We start from the raw sequence: 18,435 nt of genomic DNA on the forward strand, positions 1-18,435 counted from the left end.
AGAGCAAATTCTATTTCATACGCGCTGTCGCGCGGATTAGCTGAGATATGGATAATTTAAGTTACTCATTGTCTGTATTCTTCATCGCCGGACGAACGTGCTCATAATAGCCGAGAAAGACCATAATCGCAAACAGAATGATGCCGACGAAGGCGATAAGGAACGGTATCGATGCACCCGTATTGGTAAAGATAGAAAGCAGCATCAGCGAAACAATGATACCAAGCATACCCGTAATCATGAGAATACCGCCGTAAACAAGCTGTTTCATAAACAATCCCTCCATATTCAGTTGAAAACTCTATCCGTCCATTAACAGTCAGCAATCAATAATTACTAACTACTAATTCCTAATTACTAATTAGAATGAATTATTTGTCGCAAATGACCTTGCCTGCGTTCTTCTTCGCCAGACCGTCATGGATGAGCTTTGCTGCCTCGTCAAGCGAAATCTTGACCTGCTCGCCGCTCTCCATATCCTTGACAGCGACCACGCCCGCGTTGATCTCATCCTCACCGAGGAAGATAACGAACGGAATGCTCAGCTTGTCGGCGTAGCCGATCTTGTGCTTGAACTTCTTCTGCTCGCTGTACAACTGGGTGCGGATGCCCGACTCGCGCAGAGCGGTAGCGGTCTTGATGGCCGCGCCCATGTCGTCGGTCATCGGCAGGATGAGTACGTCCGCCGGTGCCTTGTTCATCTGATCGTTCAGGTAGCCCTGCTCACCGAGAACGTAGAACAGACGGGTCAGACCGATGGAGATGCCCACGCCCGGCAGCTGCTTGTCGGTGTAATACTCGGCAAGGTTGTCGTAGCGGCCGCCCGAGCAGATGGAACCGATCTCCGGATGGTCGAGCATAGCGGTCTCATAAACGGTGCCGGTGTAGTAGTCCAGACCGCGGGCAATCGTCAGGTCGATCTCGAAGTGGTCAGCCGGAACGCCGAACGCCTGCATATAGGTTGCAACCGTTTTCAGCTCCTCTGCGCCGAGGTCGAATACCTCGTTCTTGCCCTTGTAGCCCTCCAGCGCCGCGAGGATACCCTCGGTGCCGCCCGGCGTCTCGATGAACTTCAGCAGCTCGTCAGCCGTAGCCGCTTCCACGCCGAAATCCTCGACCAGAATGGTCTTTACCTTCTCTGCGCCGATCTTCTCCAGCTTGTCGATGGTACGCATCACGTCGCCGGCCTTCTCGGTCAGACCGAGGATAGCAAAGAAGCCGTTGAGCACCTTGCGGTTGTTGATGCGGATCTTGAAGCGCTCGAGGCCCAGTGAGGTGAACGTCTTGTAGATGATGCTCGGCACCTCGGCCTCGTTGATGATGTCCAGCTTGCCGTCGCCGATGACGTCGATGTCCGCCTGATAGAACTCGCGGAAACGGCCGCGCTGTGCGCGTTCACCGCGGTAAACCTTGCCGATCTGGAAACGGCGGAACGGGAAGGTCAGCTCGCCGTAGTGCTGGGCAACATACTTTGCCAGCGGTACGGTCAGGTCGAATCGCAGGGACAGATCGCTGTCGCCCTTGGTGAAGCGGTAGATCTGCTTTTCAGTCTCGCCGCCGCCCTTGGCAAGCAGTACCTCGGAGGACTCGATCAGCGGGGTATCCAGCGGATAGAAGCCGTACAGCGCATAGGTTTCGCGCAGTACCTGCATGATGCGCTCCATCTGCACCTGCGGTGCCGGAAGCAGCTCCATAAAGCCGGATAAGGTTCTGGGTTTTACTTTTTCCATAACTATTTTGATTCTCCTCAAGACAGACGTATGCACCGAATTGGCGTACCCGATCCGGTGCAACGAATGCTATTGTTTATTTTTTGTTCTTCGGGTTGACAATATTACGCCAATCCAGATCACCGCGATCCAGACCGAGGATGAGCATTTCAGCGGTTGCCGAGTTGGTTGCAATCGGGATATTGTGCATGTCACACAGGCGGGAAATCGCATGGACATCCGGTTCGTACTGTGCGTTGGACATCGGATCACGGAAAAACAGCACGAGGTCGATCTCGTTGTAGGCTACGCGAGCAGAGATCTGCTCTTCGCCGCCCTGCATACCCGCAAGGCACTTGTCGATTTTCAGACCGGTAGCTTCTTCAACAAATTTGCCGGTGGTGCCGGTGGCACAGATGTTATGCTTTGCAAGAATACCGCAGTATGCCATGCAAAACTGTACCATCAGTTCTTTTTTGCGGTCATGTGCGATCAGTGCAATGTTCATCAGGAATAACCCCTTTCCTGTATATTTATTTCGAGATTTCTTACAATTTAAGTGGAATACGCTCGCCGTTGAGCCGCCGGGCGATATTCACAAAGGCGCGAGCCGCGCCCGTGTGCTTGACGGCATGAATGCTCCTGCCGCTGTTGCTGCACGAAATGAGGTCCACATCCTCGGGCACGAGACCGAGCAGGGGAAGCCCTGCTTCGTCCATCGCGTCATCGATGTTGCCGGATTTGCCGTGGCTGATGAGCTGCGGGCGCACACGGTTGAGCACCATGCGGATGCGCTGGATGCAGTATTCCTCCTCCAGCTTGCGGGCGCAGCGTTCCGCGCCGCGGACACACACGCGGTCGGTCGAGGTGACGATGATCGCCTGCGTGGCAATATGCGCCAGAAAGGAAAGCTCAGCCGGCAGTCCGGCGGGACCGTCGATCAGCAGGTAGTCGAACCCGGCCTCCTCGGCCTGCACAGCCAGCTGCTCCATGCCGCGCTCGCTGAGCGCGGGAAGCGCCACCGGTGCAGTGAGTAAGTACAGCGTTTTCATATCCGGATGACACGCCATGGCATCCGCGAGGGGGACCGCGCCGCCTGCCACATCGGCAAACGAGTAGACCACCCGGTCGGACATGCCGAGCACGATATCCAGATTGCGCAGACCGCAGTCGCCGTCAATCAGCAGCACTTTGCTGCCAAGCTGCGCGAGAGCCGCGCCTACGCCCGCTGTAAGGGAGGTCTTTCCTGTGCCGCCCTTACCGGACGCAACAAGAATCACCTTCAACATACCGCCTCCGAAAGAAAACCTTATTTAAGGCAATACTGCACAATTAAAGCTGCGGCGCTTTGCGGAAATTTTGTGCCCTGACTTTGGCTTCGGTTCCTTGCGCGAGTTCCGTCCGCGCTGCCGAGATTTCACGGTAATACATCAAGTATTACCGCAAAACCGCGCCTTGTCAGAACGCAAAATTTGCTCGCAAATCGCTCTTGTTCAATTATGCAGTATTGCCTTAAGGCAATACTGCATAAATCTGCAGATTCGCCTACAAGTGTATTATAAACTAACAGCGGGCGGTTTACAAGCGTTCCACGCGAATTTTTTGACGAAAACTTCAAATGGCACCGGGTTTGGAAAGAAAAAACCCGGCAAAATCACATTTGCCGGGCTTATGCTGCCGCGAAACTGCAGTTTCGCTTACAATTGTTTTATCGAATCAGGGTGTTCTCCGCCTGACGGGAGGCTGCGCGGTCCGACTTGCCGACAGAGAAATACTCATCGAGCATATCACGCACGATCGGCGCAACGTAAGCGCCGTGGCCTGCGCCTTCACCAACCACGCAGATAACGATCTGCGGGTTGTCAAAGGGCGCAAACGCGATGAACAGACCGTTGTCGAACGACTCGCCGTTCTCGAACATCTCGGCCGTACCGGTCTTGCCGCCAACCTTGATGGGGTAGTCCGCGAAAACGCTGCCTGCGGTACCGCCCTCGTCGGTAACCTCGCTCATGCCCTGCATGACAAGCTCGCGCGTGGCATCCGAAATGTCGATCTTGCCGAGCACCTCGGATTCATCGGTTTTCATAAAGCTGCTGTAATCGTAGCTTTTGATGCTTTTGACGAGCGTCGGCTTGTACAGCGTGCCGCCGTTTACGATAGCGGAAACATAGTTTGCCAGCTGCAGCGGCGTAAAGCCGTTATCCGACTGACCGATCGCTGCGTTCAGATCATCGCCGCCCTGCCACTCGCGGATCGCCGGGTCGGCCTTGCGCTGCTGCGCACGATAGGCCGGGCCTGCTGCCTGACCGGTGGCTTCGCCGACCTCGATGCCGGTCGCCGTGCCGAGACCGAACTTCTTAGTCCACTGCTCGAGGTGCTCACCGGTCAGCTTCTGACCGACCGTGTAGAAGAACGTATTGCACGAGTATTTGAGCGCATTCGTGACGTTGAGCGTCATGGGCGTGTCGTGGTTGTTGCAGCGGAAGGTCTGTCCGCCGTACTCGTAGGTGCCGGTGCAGGTAACGTAGGTGTCACCGGAGATGATGCCTTCCTCCAGACCCGCGATGGCGGTCACCATCTTAAAGGTGGAGCCCGGCGGGTACACACCCGAGGTTGCACGGTTTACCTCCGGATGACGGCTGTCCGCCTGGATAGAGGCGTAGTTTTTGTTGTAGTTTGCCAGGTAGTAGGTCGGGTAGGACGCCATTGCGAGCACCTCGCCCGTGTTCGGGTCGAGTGCAACAGCCGCGCCGCCCTTGCCGTAAGCGGAGAGATTGCCTGCCAGCGATTTCTCGGCGACTTCCTGCAGGTCAAGGTCAATCGTGGTGATAACATTATCGCCGGGCTTGGGAGCTGTAGCGGTGGTCTGCTCGGCAATAGCCGAACCGCCAAGATCGGTCTCCACCGTGCGGGAGCCTGCCGTGCTGTGCAGGTAGGACTCGAGCGCGCTCTCCAGACCGGATTTGCCGATGAGATCGCTCATCTGGTAGCCTGCCTTGTCCTTGTAAGGGCCGCCGTTTTTGTCGGACCTCCACTCGTCGGAGGTCAGGGAGCCGATCGTGCCGAGCAGGTGTGCGGCGGTGGAGGTGTCGTATTGGCGGACGGCTTCGCTCTGGATTTCAATGCCCTGAAAATCCGCGCTGTGCTCCTTGATATAGGCGATCAGGTCCATTGGCACATTGTCCGCGAGCGTGTAGGTCGCCTGATTGCTGAAGCCGACCGTGCGCATGCTGTAATAGATGCCGACCATCGTGCGGGCATCCGCAAGCGAGAGATCGGTCGGCATGCCGAGGTTTTTCTCCATATAGGCGCGCATGGCGTTGATAAACTCGGTCGGGGAGACCAGCTTGGTCGCATCCACCTGTGCCGCCTGATCAATGGTGTTGCCGTTCTCGTCGGTCTTGGGGTCGGTTTCATTGGCCTGCTTGGCAGCATCTACGGCCGTCGTAACCGCATCCAGACCGAGCGACTTGGCGCTGTCCTTCATATAACCCGACAATTCGGTCAGCGATGCGCTGTTGTAGGTGAACGGCGCGGCCTGCGTGATCGGCAGCCGGTCGTTGATGGACGGAATCGCCGCTGTGTCCGCAGAAACCGCCTGCGCGGTGTCAGTCGAGGTGTCCGAGGACGTATCCGTGCTGTCTGCGGCATCCGCAGAGGTGTCACTCGAGGTATCGGTGGCAGCAGCCGTCTTTGCGGCATTCTGCTTGGCGGTCGCGTCCACGGCTGCGGTCTGGATACGGTGCGTCAGATCGAGCAGGGTATCAAATCGCTTGTCGTTGCCGTCCCAGAAGGACGAGTAGATGAGCACGAGCGAAAAGCCGGTGTTGTTGGTGACGAGCGGTCTGCCGTAGCGGTCGAGGATCTCACCGCGGGCTGCGGAAACCGTAGACGTGGTGGTGAGAAACTCCGCCGAGCGGCGGACATACTTTTCGCCGTTCAGAAGCTGCAGCTGGAATAACTGCGAGAGCGCCACACCGCTGCACAGCAGCAGCAGTCCGCACAGCGCGAGCAGACGGCGAAGCAGTTGAGGTTTATTTAACATGGGGAAGTGCTCCTTTCCGCAAAGGGTCAGCGGCTGCGCTTGCGGGATTTGCCGCTGAGCCTGCGCAGCGGCAGGTAAACGATAAAGCAGAACAGGCAGGTCAGCACCGTACCGACGGCAAGCTGCCGCAGGACGATCAGGAAGGACGCGCCTGCATGCATCAGCGAGAAGAGATACCGCAGCAGACCGAGCAGCACACACTCAAACGCCGTAAGGATGAGCATGGAAATGTAATTGCGGGTGAGCAGTCTCTGGCAGAGCTTTCCGGCGGCATAGCCGAACAGCAGGAAAAACAGGGGATAGAGACCGTCCACGCCGGTGAAGCTGAGGTCATAGCAGATGCCGACCGTCAAGCCGACAACAGCCGCCTCCGCCGGGCCGCTGAGCAGCGCGGCTGCCGTGACGAGTGCGGGCAGCAGATCGACCGCAGAGCCGAAAATGCGCATGCCGCCGAACGTACCGGTCTGCAGCGCGAAGATAATCACCGAAAACAGCACGTACGCGATCAGCTTCGGGATGGAAATATGTTCTCTCTGCATGGCTTACTCCGCTGTGTCCGTGTATTCGGTGATGATGGAAACCGAGGAAACGCTGTCCACGCTGACAAACGGCTTGATGACCGCGTAGTACGACAGGCCGCTTTCCTCCGGCTGCACGCTTTCCACCGTGCCGATGAGGATGCCCTTGGGAAATACACCGCCGCGTCCCGAGGTCTCGACCGTATCGCCGACGACCACCTTGGAGTCCTCGCGCAGATAGGACAGGCGAAGCGCACCGCGTGTCATCAGGTTATAGTCGCCCTCCGCAATGGCGGTCTCGCGCGTGCGGGTGACAAGCGCGCCGCACTGCATTTTCGGGTCGGTGATGGAAGTCACCTCGCAGGTGTTGTCGGTCACCTCGCTGACAAAGCCGAGCATGCCGTCCACGGTCGTTACAAGATCGTCCTTGTTGACGCCGCTCGAGCTGCCCTTGTCCAGCGTCAGCGTATCCGCCCAGTCGCCCGGACTGCGGGCGATGACCTCGGCGCTGACCGTGGTGGTGGTGCGGGTGTTCTCCGGCTGCCCAAGCTGAGAGCGCAGCTGGTTGTTTTCCTCGAGCGCGATCTGTGCGTCGCGCACAAGCTGTGCATTGTCGCTGATCTGCTGCTTGAGCTGCTCATTCTCGGCCTTGAGTGCATCAAACTCGGTGAAATAATCCAGTCCCTTGCTGAAAAAGTGTCCGACACCGGTGCCGAACCGCTGAAACGGCCGGACAACCGCACCGGCGGCTCTCGTGATCGGCGAGGAATTGCCGCTGATGCCGCTGTACACCGCGGAGAGAATGCACAGCAGAATGACGACTGCCGCACCGATCAGGAGCGGAGAGCCGACTTTATGACGTCGTCGCAAAACGAATCTTCCTTTCATAATTTTGCACTGAAATGTGGAATTTCAGCAGGTAAATGCGGCTTATACCGCATGAATATCGCGCAGAATGGTATAAAGCGGAGCCACAGGCAGACCCATGACGCTGTAATAGTCGCCCTCGATGCTCTTGATGAGCAGTGCGCCGTGGCCCTGGATGCCGTAGGCGCCGGCCTTGTCGAGCGGCTCTCCGGTGGCGAGGTAGGCGGCAAGCTCGTCCTCCGCAAAATCGCGGAAGGTGACGCGCGTGCAGGTGTGCAGCGTGTGCGCCCCGCCGTCCGGCGTGAGCACGGCAAGTCCGGTCAGCACCTCATGGGTGCGTCCGCGCAGACGGCGGAGCATGGAAGCGGCCTCGTCCGCGTCCTTCGGCTTGCCGAGGCGCAGTCCGTCGATCGTGACCATGGTATCCGAGCCGATGCACACGGCGTTCGGGTGCTGTGCCTGCACAGCCTCGGCCTTGAGGCGGGAAAGACGGGTGACTTCCTCACCGAGCGGTGCATCCCGCAGGGTTTCGTCCGCATCGGCAGGGCAGACCGTAAAGTGTTCGGTGATAAGGCTCAGAAGCTCCCTGCGCCGCGGCGAAGCGGACGCTAAAACGATCTCCATTATTCGACTCCTCTTTTATATAATCCGTTGGTAAATTCGCCGTCCAGCGGTGCGCCGGACAGGAACGCGCGGGCAATCCGCACACATTCCTCGGGCGATTCGATGGTGAACTGCAGACGCGCGGTCTGCACGCCCAGGCGGGCAAAATCCTCACGCAGACAGAGCGGACGGCTGTTCAGCAGCGTGTTGCGGCAACCGAATTCGTTCAGCAGCGGGAAACGCTCCTTGCGGCGGTCGGTGAGGTACGTCACGCCGTTCTGGCACGAGCACTTGCCGCCGTGCTGACGGCGAATGGCGCAGTTTTCAAAGATCATCAGCGGCAGACGGCCGTAGACGATCAGGTCGGTCTCGAGCGGACCGCGCATATCTCGAATCTGCGCCAGACGAGCCTCGAACGAAAGCGTCTGGCGGGAAACGCCCATTTCAGCCAGTGCGCTCAGCGTTTTGCTGTTGTAGGCGTTCAGACCGAAATCGCCGTGCACGGTAAAGCCAAGCCGCTTGGCAAGCGGGATGTGGCCGATGTTTCCGGCGAGAACCGTGTCGGTTCCGCGGCTCATGGCTTCACCGAGCAGCATCTCGATCTGCGGCTGCTCGTTGTCCGAGAACACGCGCGGCAGGATGGCGGGCAGTCCGGTCTGTGCCGCAACTTCAAGCGGGACGTAAACGGTCTCCAGACCAAGCTCGCGCAGCGCATCCGCCTGCGCCTTGGTGCGCACGGCTGCGGTGTAGCCGCGGAAGCCCTCGCGGGCAGCGGCCTCGTCGTCGCGCGGCAGCACGCTGCCATGCAGCCAGTCGCGGGAGGGCGCAACGCCGCGTTTTGCCAGCAGAAGGTCGAGTGCGTCGCGGCGCATGCCGTTCATCACGGACGCCGGGATCATCAGACCGTCCTGCACCTCGATACGCATATTCTCAATATAAAACGGCGTGCCGCCGGTCTTTCTGAGCGATTTTTCGATCATCTCCGGTGTGGTCGGGCGGTTCTGTGCCTGCTCTACCGGCATGACGACCGAAACGCCGTCCGCACTGAGCACCGCGCCGGTGTCCTTGCGGGCGGTAAAGCAGAGCGAAACCGGCACGAGCGGCGCCTCCCTGCCTTCGGCAAAGCGGTGCGCGGCCTCGTCGTACAGCTTCTTTACCTCGTTCATCGGTACATCGGTCTTGGTGCCGAACATGCTGTCGCCCAGCTTGCCGGTGTAGTAGCCGTCGGTGAAGCCGTCGCGCGAGAATACGCGGCGCAGAATGTCGCGCTCCTCGGCGGTCGGTCTGCGGTGCTCACGGAGCAGGTCAGAGTAGACCTTGGTTACAATAGCGGCGTACTCCGGACGCTTCATGCGGCCCTCAATCTTGAGCGAGGACACACCCCAGTCGGAAAGCTCGGCAACGTGTCCGGCGAGCATGAGATCCTTGAGCGACAGCGGATAGCCGCCGCTGTACGGCAGGCGGCACGGCTGTGCACACAGACCGCGGTTGCCCGAGCGCTGACCGATCACGGCGGACAGGTAGCACTGGCCCGAGTAGCACATGCACAGCGCACCGTGCACGAACACCTCGGTCTCGACACCGGCCTGCTCGGTGATGAGTTTGATCTCCTCGCGGGAGCATTCCCGGCTGAGCACTACGCGCGAAAAGCCGATGTCGCGCGCCTGCTTTGCTGCGTCGAGCGTGTGAATGGTCATCTGCGTGGAGGCGTGCAGCGCGAAATCCGGCGCGTGTGCGTGGATGAGCCGCGCCAGCCCCAGATCCTGCACGATAAGCGCGTCCGCGCCTGCTTCGTACAGGAATTTTGCGTCCTCGAGTGCGTCCTCAAGCTCGCGGTCGCCTGCAAGAATGTTGAGTGTGATATTGGTTTTTACGTCGCGTGCGCGGCAGTAGGCGATGGCGTCCGCCATCTCGTCATGCGAAAAGCCCTGTGCGTTGCGGCGTGCGTTGAACATGCCGAAGCCCATATAGACCGCGCCTGCACCGGACTGCACAGCGGCGCGAATGCCCTCCGGCGAACCGGCGGGAGCAAGAAGTTCTACTTTATTCCTCATTTGCGGTTGTGATTCGGGTGCTTGCCGTTATTCGGCGCCTGCCGGTCGCGCAGTGCGGCAAGCTCGGCTTCGAGGGCACGGCATTTTGCCTCAGCGGCTTCGGCGGCAGACTTGGCCTTGATGTAATCATCCGCCAGCGTGACCGTTGCCAGTGCCAGCGCGCGTGTGGACGCAAACGACGGCGAGCCGCCGCAGTGCGCTACGGTCTGGCGTGCCAGCTCGGCTACCTCATGCATATAGTCCGCGCTCTCGTCGGAGACCAGGTTGTATTTTTGACCGGCAATATGAAGAACCATGCGGTTTGCCATAACGGGTCCCTTCCTTTCATTAAATATAGTGCAGGCAGAGCAGCCGAAAACAGGCGGCTCTGCTCGAATAGGCATAAGAAGATAAGATATAGTATAGCACAATATGACAGGTTTTGAAATAAAAATTCTGTGCAAACGATAAAAAACTCCGTATAGAATTTTCACAATGTGTATAAAGTGTAAAAGATTTGTGTTCGGCTTGTCTCGCGCGTTTTAGTGTGATAAAATGTGTATATTGGCGGAAGTCCGGGAAAAGGCTTCCACGTTATCTTTTGGAGGTCATTTTTATGCTGAACATGAACGAGGTCCGGCGCATTGTCGTCAAGGTCGGCTCCTCGACGCTGACTTATGACAACGGCAAGCCGAATATCCGCCGTATCGAGCGTCTGGTACGCACGATCAGCGACCTGCAGAACCGCGGCTTCGAGATGGTGCTCGTATCCTCGGGTGCGGTGGCGGTCGGCACAGCAAAGCTCGGCCTGGCGGAGAGACCGAAGGAGCTGTCGGTCAAGCAGGCGGCGGCGGCTGTCGGGCAGTGCGAGCTGATGCACATTTACGACAAAATGTTTCTGGAATACGGCATCAACGTGGCGCAGATCCTGCTGACGCGCGAGAATATCGTCGATGACGACCAGCGCGCCAACATCCATAACACGTTTACCGCGCTGACCAAGATCGGCGTTGTGCCCATCATCAACGAAAACGACACGGTTGCAACCGCCGAGCTGAAGCACATCGAGAACTTCGGTGATAACGATACGCTGTCCGCAGTCGTGGCACGCATGTGCGATGCCGATCTGCTGGTCATCTTCTCGGATATCGATGGCCTGTACGACTCCAACCCGCGCACCAACCCGCAGGCCAAGCTGATTAACCACGTCGGCAGGATTGACGCAAAAATCCGCCGTATGGCGGGCGGCGCCGGTTCCGCGCACGGCACGGGCGGCATGGCGACCAAAATCACCGCCGCAGAGCTTTGCATGGACGCAGGCATTCCTATGATGGTCGCCAACGGCGATAAGCAGGGACTTTTGTATGATATTGTGGACGGTAAAGAGGTTGGAACCCTGTTCCAACGCGAACGCTAACGTATACCGTAGGGCGCGACGACTCGGCGCACCGTTTCTAACGAATTGCAGATGGTTTACAGCGGCGTGCCGAGGTCGTCACGCCCTACGAGATAAATTGTGCAGATTATGAGGTGAATATATAATGAGAACGCTCATGCAGATCGCCGAAGATGCCCGCCGCTCGAAATACGCGGTGGCGAAGCTCGGCACGAACGATAAAAACCGCGGCATCCTCGCCATTGCGGACACGCTGATGGCACATGCGGACGAGATCATCGCGGCAAACAGGATTGATATTGAAAACGGCAGAGCGGCAGGTCTGAACGACGGCCTGATCGACCGTCTGATGCTGGACGAAAAGCGCATTGCGGGCATTGCCGAAGGCTGCCGTCAGGTGGCGGCGCTGCCCGACCCGGTCGGTGAGGTGCTTTGGATGCATAAGCGTCCGAACGGCCTGAACATCGGTCAGAAGCGCGTGCCGATGGGTGTGATCGGCATTATCTACGAGGCTCGTCCGAACGTTACCGTGGATGCGGCTGTGCTGTGCTTCAAGGCCGGCTCGGCGTGCATTCTGCGCGGCGGCAAGGAGGCGTTCCAGTCCTCCATGTGCCTGACCAGGCTGATGCGCGAGGCACTGGCGGCTGAAGGTCTGCCGGAGAACGCCATCAATCTGGTGGAGGACACCAGCCGCGACACCGCAACCCAGATGATGAAGCTGAACGGCTATCTCGATGTGCTGATTCCGCGCGGCGGCGCAGGACTGATCCGTTCGGTTGTCATGAACGCGACCGTGCCTGTCATCGAGACCGGCACGGGCAACTGCCACGTTTACGTTGATGCGACTGCCGACCTCGAGATGGCGAAGAATATTCTCGTCAACGCCAAGTGCCAGCGCCCGAGCGTATGCAATGCGGCGGAAAGCCTGCTCGTCCACAAGGACGTTGCGGAGAAATTTCTGCCGATGGCAGCAGAGGGCCTTGCACCCGATCATGTGGCAATTCACGGCTGTCCGCGCACGATGGAAATCCTCGGTGACAGCATTGCGCCCGCGACCGATGAGGACTACGGCAGAGAATACCTCGGCTACGAAATTTCGTGCAAGGTGGTCGATTCGCTGGACGAGGCCATTGACCACATCAACCGCTTTAACACCGGTCACTCGGAGTGTATCGTCACCCGCGATTATGATGCGTCGCAGCGATTTTTGGAGGAAGTGGACGCGGCGGCTGTCTATGTCAATGCGTCTACGCGCTTTACCGACGGCTTTGAGTTCGGCTTCGGCGCTGAAATCGGCATTTCTACCCAGAAGCTGCACGCACGCGGTCCGATGGGTCTGACCGCGCTCACCACCACCAAGTATATCATTTACGGAAACGGACAGGTGCGATAATGGATAAAACGATGGAGAAGGAATACAAGTGGCGTGCCGACGAAAAGCTGCTCGGTCAGGCGCTGCTGTGGGCTTCCTCGCGGATTGGCAGCCAGAGCCGAACCATCAACATGGAATCCAGCTATTTTGACACGGCGGACGGACTGCTGAAGGAACATCAGGCGGCACTGCGTCTGCGCCGCGAGAACGACCGCAGCGTGTGCTGCATGAAGCTGCGCAACACGGATACGCCGGATGGCATGCGTGCTCACGAGGAGTACCAGTGCGAGGCGGTCTCTCTGCTTGACGGTCTGCGCCGACTGCCCGAACTCGGTGCACCGAATGACCTGTGCGAGCGGGCGCTGGCAGCCGACCTGCAGGAAATCTGCACGGTTTCGTTCCGCCGGTGTGCGGTTCTGCTGCAGGAGGGCGATACCGTGTGCGAAATGGCGCTTGACGAAGGCGAACTGCGTCATAACGGTAAATCGGCGCCGCTGTGCGAGATCGAACTGGAGTATGTCGCAGGCAGCGAGGATACCTTCCACGCGCTTGCCGCAGAGCTGGCGCAGCAGCTTGACCTCGTGGTTGAGCCGACCAGCAAGCTGGCGAGAGCGATGGCGCTGTAAATTTCGCTTTACAAACCGGTTTCTATACCTTATAATAAGAACTGCAACAGGGGAATGAGGTTCTCCCTTGGACGAACGTCCTAAACCGCTTTCGAAGCTGATGACTTCTGCGTACTATTTCTGCGCAGATGCCATCGGCTTTTCTGCGTTTCTGGGAGGAAAAACTATGCTAACTTCACTCGCGCTCGTATTTCTGCTCGGTCTGGCTGCGGCGGCACTATGCAGCCGGATCGGTCTGCCGCGCATCATCGGCATGCTGCTCACGGGCATTCTGATAGGGCCGTATGTGCTGAACTGGCTGGACGATTCCATTTTGTCCATCTCGTCCGAGCTGCGGCAGATGGCGCTCATCATCATCTTGATCAAGGCCGGTCTGTCGCTCGACCTGTCTGACCTGAAAAAAGTCGGCCGACCGGCTGTCATGATGTCCTGCGTGCCCGCAAGCTGTGAGATTCTGGCGTTTTTCCTGCTTGCGCCGCACATTCTGGGCATCAACCGGATAGAAGCGGCCGTCATGGGTGCTGTGCTCGGTGCGGTATCTCCGGCGGTGGTTGTGCCGAGAATGGTACAGCTGATGGAAGAAAAGCGGGGAACAGGGCAGGGCATTCCGCAGATGATACTGGCGGGCGCGTCCTGTGACGATATTTATGTGATCGTGCTGTTCTCGACCTTTGTCGGCATGGCACAGGGCGGCAGTGCCAACATGATGGATTTCGTGAACATCCCGGTTTCCATTGTGCTCGGCGTGGCGCTCGGGGCGGCTGTCGGTCTGCTGCTGCACCTGTTCCTTGAGACCGCTTATCGGCACGGCTGCTATGTCCGCAACAGCACGAAGGTTATTTTGATTCTCGGCCTGTCGTTCCTGCTGATGGCGGTGGAGACCTGGCTCAAAGGCATTGTGTCCGTGTCCGGACTGCTGGCCGTTATGAGCATGGCATGCGTGCTCAAGATCAAAAGTCCGGAGAAAGTCACCAAACGTCTGTCCGCCAAGTTCGGCAAGCTGTGGATCGCTGCCGAAGCGATTCTTTTCGTGCTGGTCGGCGCGGCTGTGGATATCCGCTGCGCAGTACAGGCCGGTGCCGCCGCTGTGCTCATGATCGCACTTGCGCTCGTGTTCCGCGCGGTCGGCGTAAGCATCTGTATGCTCGGTACCGGGCTGAACCGGAAGGAGCGTCTGTTCTGTGTGATTGCCTATCTGCCGAAGGCAACCGTGCAGGCGGCCATCGGCTCGGTGCCGCTGTCAATGGGTCTGCCGTGCGGACAGCTGGTGCTTTCGGTGGCGGTGCTCGCCATCCTGATTACCGCGCCGCTCGGCGCCATTGGCATCGACCGTACCGCCGGACGCCTTCTCGTGCAGGAGAGCCCGTCCGATATTGCAGAATGAGGATATGTTGGGTGCGTTTGTGATAACTGCTGTCATTTTCCTCGGCGGAAAATTGTGCAAAGTGTATATTTTTTGCTAAAGATGCAATTTCCTTCGTGAAATCTTGCAAAATTGCACGTTTCCGTGTATAATTAAAATGAAATTTTAGGAGGGTAAAACATATGACTTTCGACAGCATAATCACAATAGCGGCATTCTGCTGTTACCTGATCTTTATGCTCTGCATAGGCATGTATTTCGTCGGCAAAAACCGCACGACAAATGAGTATTTTCTGGGCGGCCGACAGCTTGGCTCGTGGGTAACCTCCATGAGTGCACAGGCATCCGATATGTCCGGCTGGCTGCTGATGGGTCTGCCGGGTGCGGCGTACCTGTCCGGTATTTCCGCAGGATGGATTGCCATTGGTCTGGCTATTGGCACTTACCTTAACTGGCTGCTCGTTGCAAAGCGTCTGCGCCAGTACACCAAAACCGCAGGCGATGCGATTACGCTGCCGCAGTTCTTCAAAAACCGTTTCCACGATGAAAGCGGCTGGATTTCGGTTGTTGCAGCGGTGTTTATTCTGGTGTTTTTCCTGTTTTACACTGCGTCCGGCTTTGTATCCTGCGCGAAGCTGTTCTCGTCCGTATTCGGCATTCCGTACATGGTGTCGCTGCTGGTCGGTGCAGTAGTCGTTATTTCGTACACGTTTGCAGGCGGCTTTTTCGCTGTTTGCTGGACCGACTTCTTCCAGGGCATCCTGATGTTCTTCTGCGTGCTCGCGGTTCCGACCATTGCTATCTTCTCGATGGGCGGTCCGACCGAGTTCTTCTCGCAGGTGGAAGCGTTCAATCCGAATTTCCTGAATATGCTCGTTGACGGTGCGACCGGCGTGCCGTATACTGCAATGGGCATCATCTCGCTGCTTGCATGGGGTCTCGGCTACTTCGGTCAGCCGCATATCCTCGTGCGCTTCATGGGCATTTCGTCTCCGCAGGCGATCAAGAAATCCCGACGCATTGCTACGGTATGGGTGCTTATCTCGCTGACCGCAGCTATCATGATCGGCGTTTCCGGCCGTATGTTCCTCGGCGACGGACTGCTGCTCAATGACGGCAATCAGGAAACCATCTACATTAACATGGTAGCGAAGATCTTCCCGGTATTCATCGCCGGTATCTTCCTGTCGGCTATTCTGGCAGCCATCATGTCCACTGCGGACAGCCAGCTGCTGGTTACCGCATCCGCTATCACGGAGGACTTTTACCACAACAAGATCCGCAAGAACGCAAGCGAGAAGGAGCTGATGTGGGTCTCCCGCGGCTGCGTTATGGCGGTAGCAATTATCGCTGTTCTGATCGCAACCAACCAGAACAGCACCATCCTTGGTCTGGTATCCTACGCATGGGGCGGCTTCGGCTCTGCCTTCGGTCCGCTGGTTCTGTGTTCGCTGTTCTGGAGACGCACGAACAAGCAGGGCGCGTATGCCGGCATTATCGTCGGCGGCGTAGTCGATCTGGTATGGGCGCAGCTGTCCGGCGGCATCTTCGATCTGTATGAGATCGTGCCGGGCTTTGTGTTCGGTCTGCTTGCCATCGTTGTTGTCAGCCTGCTGACACCGGCACCGACCAAGGCAGTGACCGATGAGTTCGATTCCTACCATCACTGCGTAGAGTAATCTGCAGAATTTAAGAGTAAGTAATGTAAGTAAAAGGGAATACCCAATGTGGTACCGCCCAGAATCAATGAGGCGAGGAGGAGACTGCTATGACAAAGCAGACCGGAATTGTAGATTGCTTTGAAGGCGATTCCGTAGTCGTTGAAGTAAACGGCGAAATGGTGAATTTCGACCGTGCCGATGCACCGGCAATGCTGTGCGAGGGCATGGTGGTCATCATCAAGGACGGCCGTATCGTTGATATCGATGAAATCGAGACCCAGCGCATGGAAAACGATATGCGCCGTCGATTTGAGCGAATTCTCGGTAAGAATACCGATTGAATACCCCAGTAAAGGAAAGGCGAACACACCAATGGAAAAGAAACCCTTTTTGACGCTCCAGCAAGTGCAGGAGATCACCAAAACCTATCCGACTCCGTTCCACATTTACGATGAGAAGGCGATCCGTGAGAACGCCCGTAAGGTAAAGAAAGCATTTGCGTGGAATCCGGGTTACAAGGAATATTTCGCTGTTAAGGCGACGCCGAACCCGCGTCTCATCCAGATTCTGCATGAGGAAGGCTTTGGCTGTGACTGCTCCAGCCTGCCCGAGCTGCAGCTCAGCGATGTTTGCGGCGTAAAGGAGCATGACATCATGTTCTCCTCCAACGTCACTCCGGCAGAGGACTACAAGCTCGCGTCCGACCTGAACGCCATCATCAACTTCGATGATATTACCCACCTCGATTTCTACGACAAGGTAGTAGGCGACTGGAAGGAGACCATGTCCTGCCGCTTCAATCCGGGCGGCGACTTCGTGCTGAACAATTCCATCATGGATACCCCGCAGGAGGCCAAGTACGGCATGACCCGCGAGCAGCTGGTCGAAGCGTTCAAGTACATGAAGCAAAAGGGTGTTAAGCATTTCGGCATTCACGCATTCCTCGCCTCCAACACGGTTGCCAATGAGTACTATCCGGCACTGGCGCGCATCCTGTTCCAGCTGGCGGTTGACGTGCAGAAGGAGACCGGCGTGCATATCGCATTCATCAACCTGTCCGGCGGCGTAGGCATTCCGTACCGTCCGTCGCAGGAGCCGAACGACATCATGGCCATCGGTGAAGGCGTGCATCAGGCATACGACGAGGTTCTTGTTCCGGCCGGCATGGACGATGTTGCCATCTACACCGAGATGGGCCGCTTTATCCTTGGCCCTTACGGCGCTCTGGTTGCCCAGTGCATCCACCAGAAGCATACCTATAAGGAGTATGCCGGTCTGGACGCCTGCGCGGCAAACCTCATGCGTCCGGCGATGTACGGCGCATACCACCATATCACCGTGCTCGGCAAGGAAAACGCGCTGTGCGATCATACCTACGACGTGACCGGCGGTCTGTGCGAAAATAACGACAAGTTTGCCGTTGACCGCAATCTGCCGCAGATTGACATCGGCGATTACGTTTATATCCACGATACCGGCGCGCACGGCTTCTCGATGGGCTATAACTATAACGCAAAGCTGCGTTCCGCAGAGCTGCTGCTTTGCGAGGACGGCTCGGTAGAGATGATCCGCCGCGCAGAGACCCCGAAGGACTACTTTGCAACGTTTGATTTTACCGGACTGTTTGATAATATTAAGTAAGAGTTTTATGTACACAGAAAAGGACCCCTTTGGGGTCCTTTTTGCGTTCTGTGGAGTAATTGAGGATTGAAAATGGAGAATGGAAAATGAACGTACAGATGAAACAATGTCTCCGGTTGGGTTTAACATAAGGGGGGTATTGGGGAACGGCGGGGTGAGGGCACCCCGCCCTACGGATAGTTGTTAAATGATATTAATGGATTATATTCGTAGGTGCCGTCTGTAATAACGAGCCAACGAGTTGCGCGACACGGGTATCCTCCAGAGGACCTTCTCTTGCCCTTCGGGCAATTCACCTTGGCGCACCCTGCGGTAAAGTTTGTTGGTAAAGTGGAATCCGCAGGTGTTGTCCATAACAACGCGTAAACGAGTTGCGCAACACTGTTATGTTGCGCCTGCGTAGAGTAAACCATATGTGTAGCAGTACGGTATTTGACACTGCGAATATGTTGAGAAACATACGGAAGAAAAATCCTCTGCCGTATTCCAATTTCGGAGCGGTCGCCGGTCTCTGGTCTGCGCCAGACTACGAAATAAAGGGAAACGGGAGTTAAGAGGGTAGAAACCGCAGGTGTCTACCCTCTTGCCCACCGCCGCGGGT

17 protein-coding genes and 1 riboswitch are annotated in these 18,435 nt (G+C 57.3%); of the genes, 7 read left to right on the forward strand and 10 right to left on the reverse strand.

All coding sequences use genetic code 11. The features are described 5' to 3' along the window. Positions 1-61: 61 nt before the first annotated feature. The 10 genes from C7386_RS02835 to C7386_RS02880 form a co-directional block, all read right to left on the reverse strand. The gene (locus C7386_RS02835; RefSeq protein WP_116704806.1) at positions 62-271 is read right to left on the reverse strand and encodes a hypothetical protein; all 210 of its coding nucleotides are present in this window, start codon (positions 269-271) and stop codon (positions 62-64) included. A 100-nt stretch (positions 272-371) separates the two neighbouring features. Then, positions 372-1,730 carry a histidine--tRNA ligase gene (gene hisS / locus C7386_RS02840; RefSeq protein WP_116704807.1) on the reverse strand — a complete coding sequence of 453 codons (1,359 nt, stop codon included), beginning with the start codon at positions 1,728-1,730 and terminating at the stop codon, positions 372-374. Between the two features lie 76 nt (positions 1,731-1,806). Continuing rightward, positions 1,807-2,217: a methylglyoxal synthase gene (locus C7386_RS02845; protein WP_110437294.1), complete on the reverse strand. Its 411-nt coding sequence runs from the start codon at positions 2,215-2,217 to the stop codon at positions 1,807-1,809. Positions 2,218-2,257: 40 nt separating this feature from the next. After that, positions 2,258-2,998 (reverse strand): nucleotide-binding protein, encoded by a 741-nt coding sequence (locus C7386_RS02850; protein ID WP_110437293.1) that lies wholly within the window; start codon positions 2,996-2,998, stop codon positions 2,258-2,260. 419 nt (positions 2,999-3,417) lie between these two features. Continuing rightward, the gene (locus C7386_RS02855; RefSeq protein ID WP_116704808.1) at positions 3,418-5,754 is read right to left on the reverse strand and encodes a penicillin-binding transpeptidase domain-containing protein; all 2,337 of its coding nucleotides are present in this window, start codon (positions 5,752-5,754) and stop codon (positions 3,418-3,420) included. A 26-nt stretch (positions 5,755-5,780) separates the two neighbouring features. After that, the gene (mreD, locus tag C7386_RS02860; RefSeq protein WP_110437291.1) at positions 5,781-6,293 is read right to left on the reverse strand and encodes a rod shape-determining protein MreD; all 513 of its coding nucleotides are present in this window, start codon (positions 6,291-6,293) and stop codon (positions 5,781-5,783) included. Positions 6,294-6,296: 3 nt separating this feature from the next. Beyond that, positions 6,297-7,142, reverse strand: a complete 846-nt coding sequence (gene mreC / locus C7386_RS02865) for a rod shape-determining protein MreC (RefSeq protein ID WP_158575062.1) — start codon at positions 7,140-7,142, stop codon at positions 6,297-6,299. Between the two features lie 60 nt (positions 7,143-7,202). After that, positions 7,203-7,763: a Maf family protein gene (locus C7386_RS02870; RefSeq protein ID WP_116704809.1), complete on the reverse strand. Its 561-nt coding sequence runs from the start codon at positions 7,761-7,763 to the stop codon at positions 7,203-7,205. After that, positions 7,763-9,796 (reverse strand): U32 family peptidase, encoded by a 2,034-nt coding sequence (locus C7386_RS02875; RefSeq protein WP_116704810.1) that lies wholly within the window; start codon positions 9,794-9,796, stop codon positions 7,763-7,765. Before C7386_RS02875 ends, C7386_RS02870 begins: the two co-directional genes overlap by 1 nt. Next, positions 9,793-10,104, reverse strand: coding sequence for a cell division protein ZapA (locus C7386_RS02880; protein ID WP_165815442.1), 312 nt, complete (start codon positions 10,102-10,104; stop codon positions 9,793-9,795). The genes C7386_RS02875 and C7386_RS02880 overlap by 4 nt, the downstream gene beginning before the upstream one ends. Positions 10,105-10,391: 287 nt before the next feature. Here C7386_RS02880 and proB point away from each other — a divergent pair, with 287 nt between their 5' ends. From proB to C7386_RS02915, 7 genes are all read left to right on the forward strand, one after another. After that, complete coding sequence (gene proB, locus C7386_RS02885; RefSeq protein ID WP_110437286.1) at positions 10,392-11,192, forward strand: glutamate 5-kinase; 801 nt, start codon at positions 10,392-10,394, stop codon at positions 11,190-11,192. 124 nt (positions 11,193-11,316) lie between these two features. After that, on the forward strand, positions 11,317-12,564 hold the full coding sequence (locus C7386_RS02890) for a glutamate-5-semialdehyde dehydrogenase (protein WP_116704811.1): 1,248 nt from the start codon (positions 11,317-11,319) through the stop codon (positions 12,562-12,564). Beyond that, positions 12,564-13,169: a CYTH domain-containing protein gene (locus C7386_RS02895; protein ID WP_116704812.1), complete on the forward strand. Its 606-nt coding sequence runs from the start codon at positions 12,564-12,566 to the stop codon at positions 13,167-13,169. The genes C7386_RS02890 and C7386_RS02895 overlap by 1 nt, the downstream gene beginning before the upstream one ends. 41 nt (positions 13,170-13,210) lie before the next feature. Further along, positions 13,211-13,286: riboswitch (Fluoride riboswitch) on the forward strand. Positions 13,287-13,335: 49 nt separating this feature from the next. Continuing rightward, a complete protein-coding gene (locus C7386_RS02900; RefSeq protein ID WP_116704878.1) occupies positions 13,336-14,553 on the forward strand; it encodes a cation:proton antiporter in 1,218 nt (405 codons plus the stop codon). A gap of 161 nt (positions 14,554-14,714) precedes the next feature. Continuing rightward, positions 14,715-16,211 carry a sodium/proline symporter PutP gene (putP, locus tag C7386_RS02905; protein WP_116704813.1) on the forward strand — a complete coding sequence of 499 codons (1,497 nt, stop codon included), beginning with the start codon at positions 14,715-14,717 and terminating at the stop codon, positions 16,209-16,211. 89 nt (positions 16,212-16,300) lie between these two features. Next, on the forward strand, positions 16,301-16,534 hold the full coding sequence (locus C7386_RS02910) for a DUF3006 domain-containing protein (protein ID WP_110437281.1): 234 nt from the start codon (positions 16,301-16,303) through the stop codon (positions 16,532-16,534). A 31-nt stretch (positions 16,535-16,565) separates the two neighbouring features. Then, positions 16,566-17,834 (forward strand): diaminopimelate decarboxylase, encoded by a 1,269-nt coding sequence (locus tag C7386_RS02915; RefSeq protein ID WP_110437280.1) that lies wholly within the window; start codon positions 16,566-16,568, stop codon positions 17,832-17,834. The last annotated feature ends 601 nt before the right edge of the window (positions 17,835-18,435 follow it).

It is taken from the genome of Agathobaculum butyriciproducens (assembly GCA_003096535.1).
Classification (GTDB): Bacteria; Bacillota; Clostridia; order Oscillospirales; family Butyricicoccaceae; genus Agathobaculum; species Agathobaculum butyriciproducens.

Coding starts and splice junctions, on each gene's coding strand:
- C7386_RS02835 (WP_116704806.1), bottom strand. CDS start 271: ATGAAACAGCTTGTTTACGGCGGTATTCTCATGATTACGGGTATGCTT.
- hisS (WP_116704807.1), bottom strand. CDS start 1,730: ATGGAAAAAGTAAAACCCAGAACCTTATCCGGCTTTATGGAGCTGCTT.
- C7386_RS02845 (WP_110437294.1), bottom strand. CDS start 2,217: ATGAACATTGCACTGATCGCACATGACCGCAAAAAAGAACTGATGGTA.
- C7386_RS02850 (WP_110437293.1), bottom strand. CDS start 2,998: ATGTTGAAGGTGATTCTTGTTGCGTCCGGTAAGGGCGGCACAGGAAAG.
- C7386_RS02855 (WP_116704808.1), bottom strand. CDS start 5,754: ATGTTAAATAAACCTCAACTGCTTCGCCGTCTGCTCGCGCTGTGCGGA.
- mreD (WP_110437291.1), bottom strand. CDS start 6,293: ATGCAGAGAGAACATATTTCCATCCCGAAGCTGATCGCGTACGTGCTG.
- C7386_RS02870 (WP_116704809.1), bottom strand. CDS start 7,763: ATGGAGATCGTTTTAGCGTCCGCTTCGCCGCGGCGCAGGGAGCTTCTG.
- C7386_RS02875 (WP_116704810.1), bottom strand. CDS start 9,796: ATGAGGAATAAAGTAGAACTTCTTGCTCCCGCCGGTTCGCCGGAGGGC.
- C7386_RS02880 (WP_165815442.1), bottom strand. CDS start 10,104: ATGGCAAACCGCATGGTTCTTCATATTGCCGGTCAAAAATACAACCTG.
- proB (WP_110437286.1), top strand. CDS start 10,392: ATGCTGAACATGAACGAGGTCCGGCGCATTGTCGTCAAGGTCGGCTCC.
- C7386_RS02890 (WP_116704811.1), top strand. CDS start 11,317: ATGAGAACGCTCATGCAGATCGCCGAAGATGCCCGCCGCTCGAAATAC.
- C7386_RS02895 (WP_116704812.1), top strand. CDS start 12,564: ATGGATAAAACGATGGAGAAGGAATACAAGTGGCGTGCCGACGAAAAG.
- C7386_RS02900 (WP_116704878.1), top strand. CDS start 13,336: ATGCTAACTTCACTCGCGCTCGTATTTCTGCTCGGTCTGGCTGCGGCG.
- putP (WP_116704813.1), top strand. CDS start 14,715: ATGACTTTCGACAGCATAATCACAATAGCGGCATTCTGCTGTTACCTG.
- C7386_RS02910 (WP_110437281.1), top strand. CDS start 16,301: ATGACAAAGCAGACCGGAATTGTAGATTGCTTTGAAGGCGATTCCGTA.
- C7386_RS02915 (WP_110437280.1), top strand. CDS start 16,566: ATGGAAAAGAAACCCTTTTTGACGCTCCAGCAAGTGCAGGAGATCACC.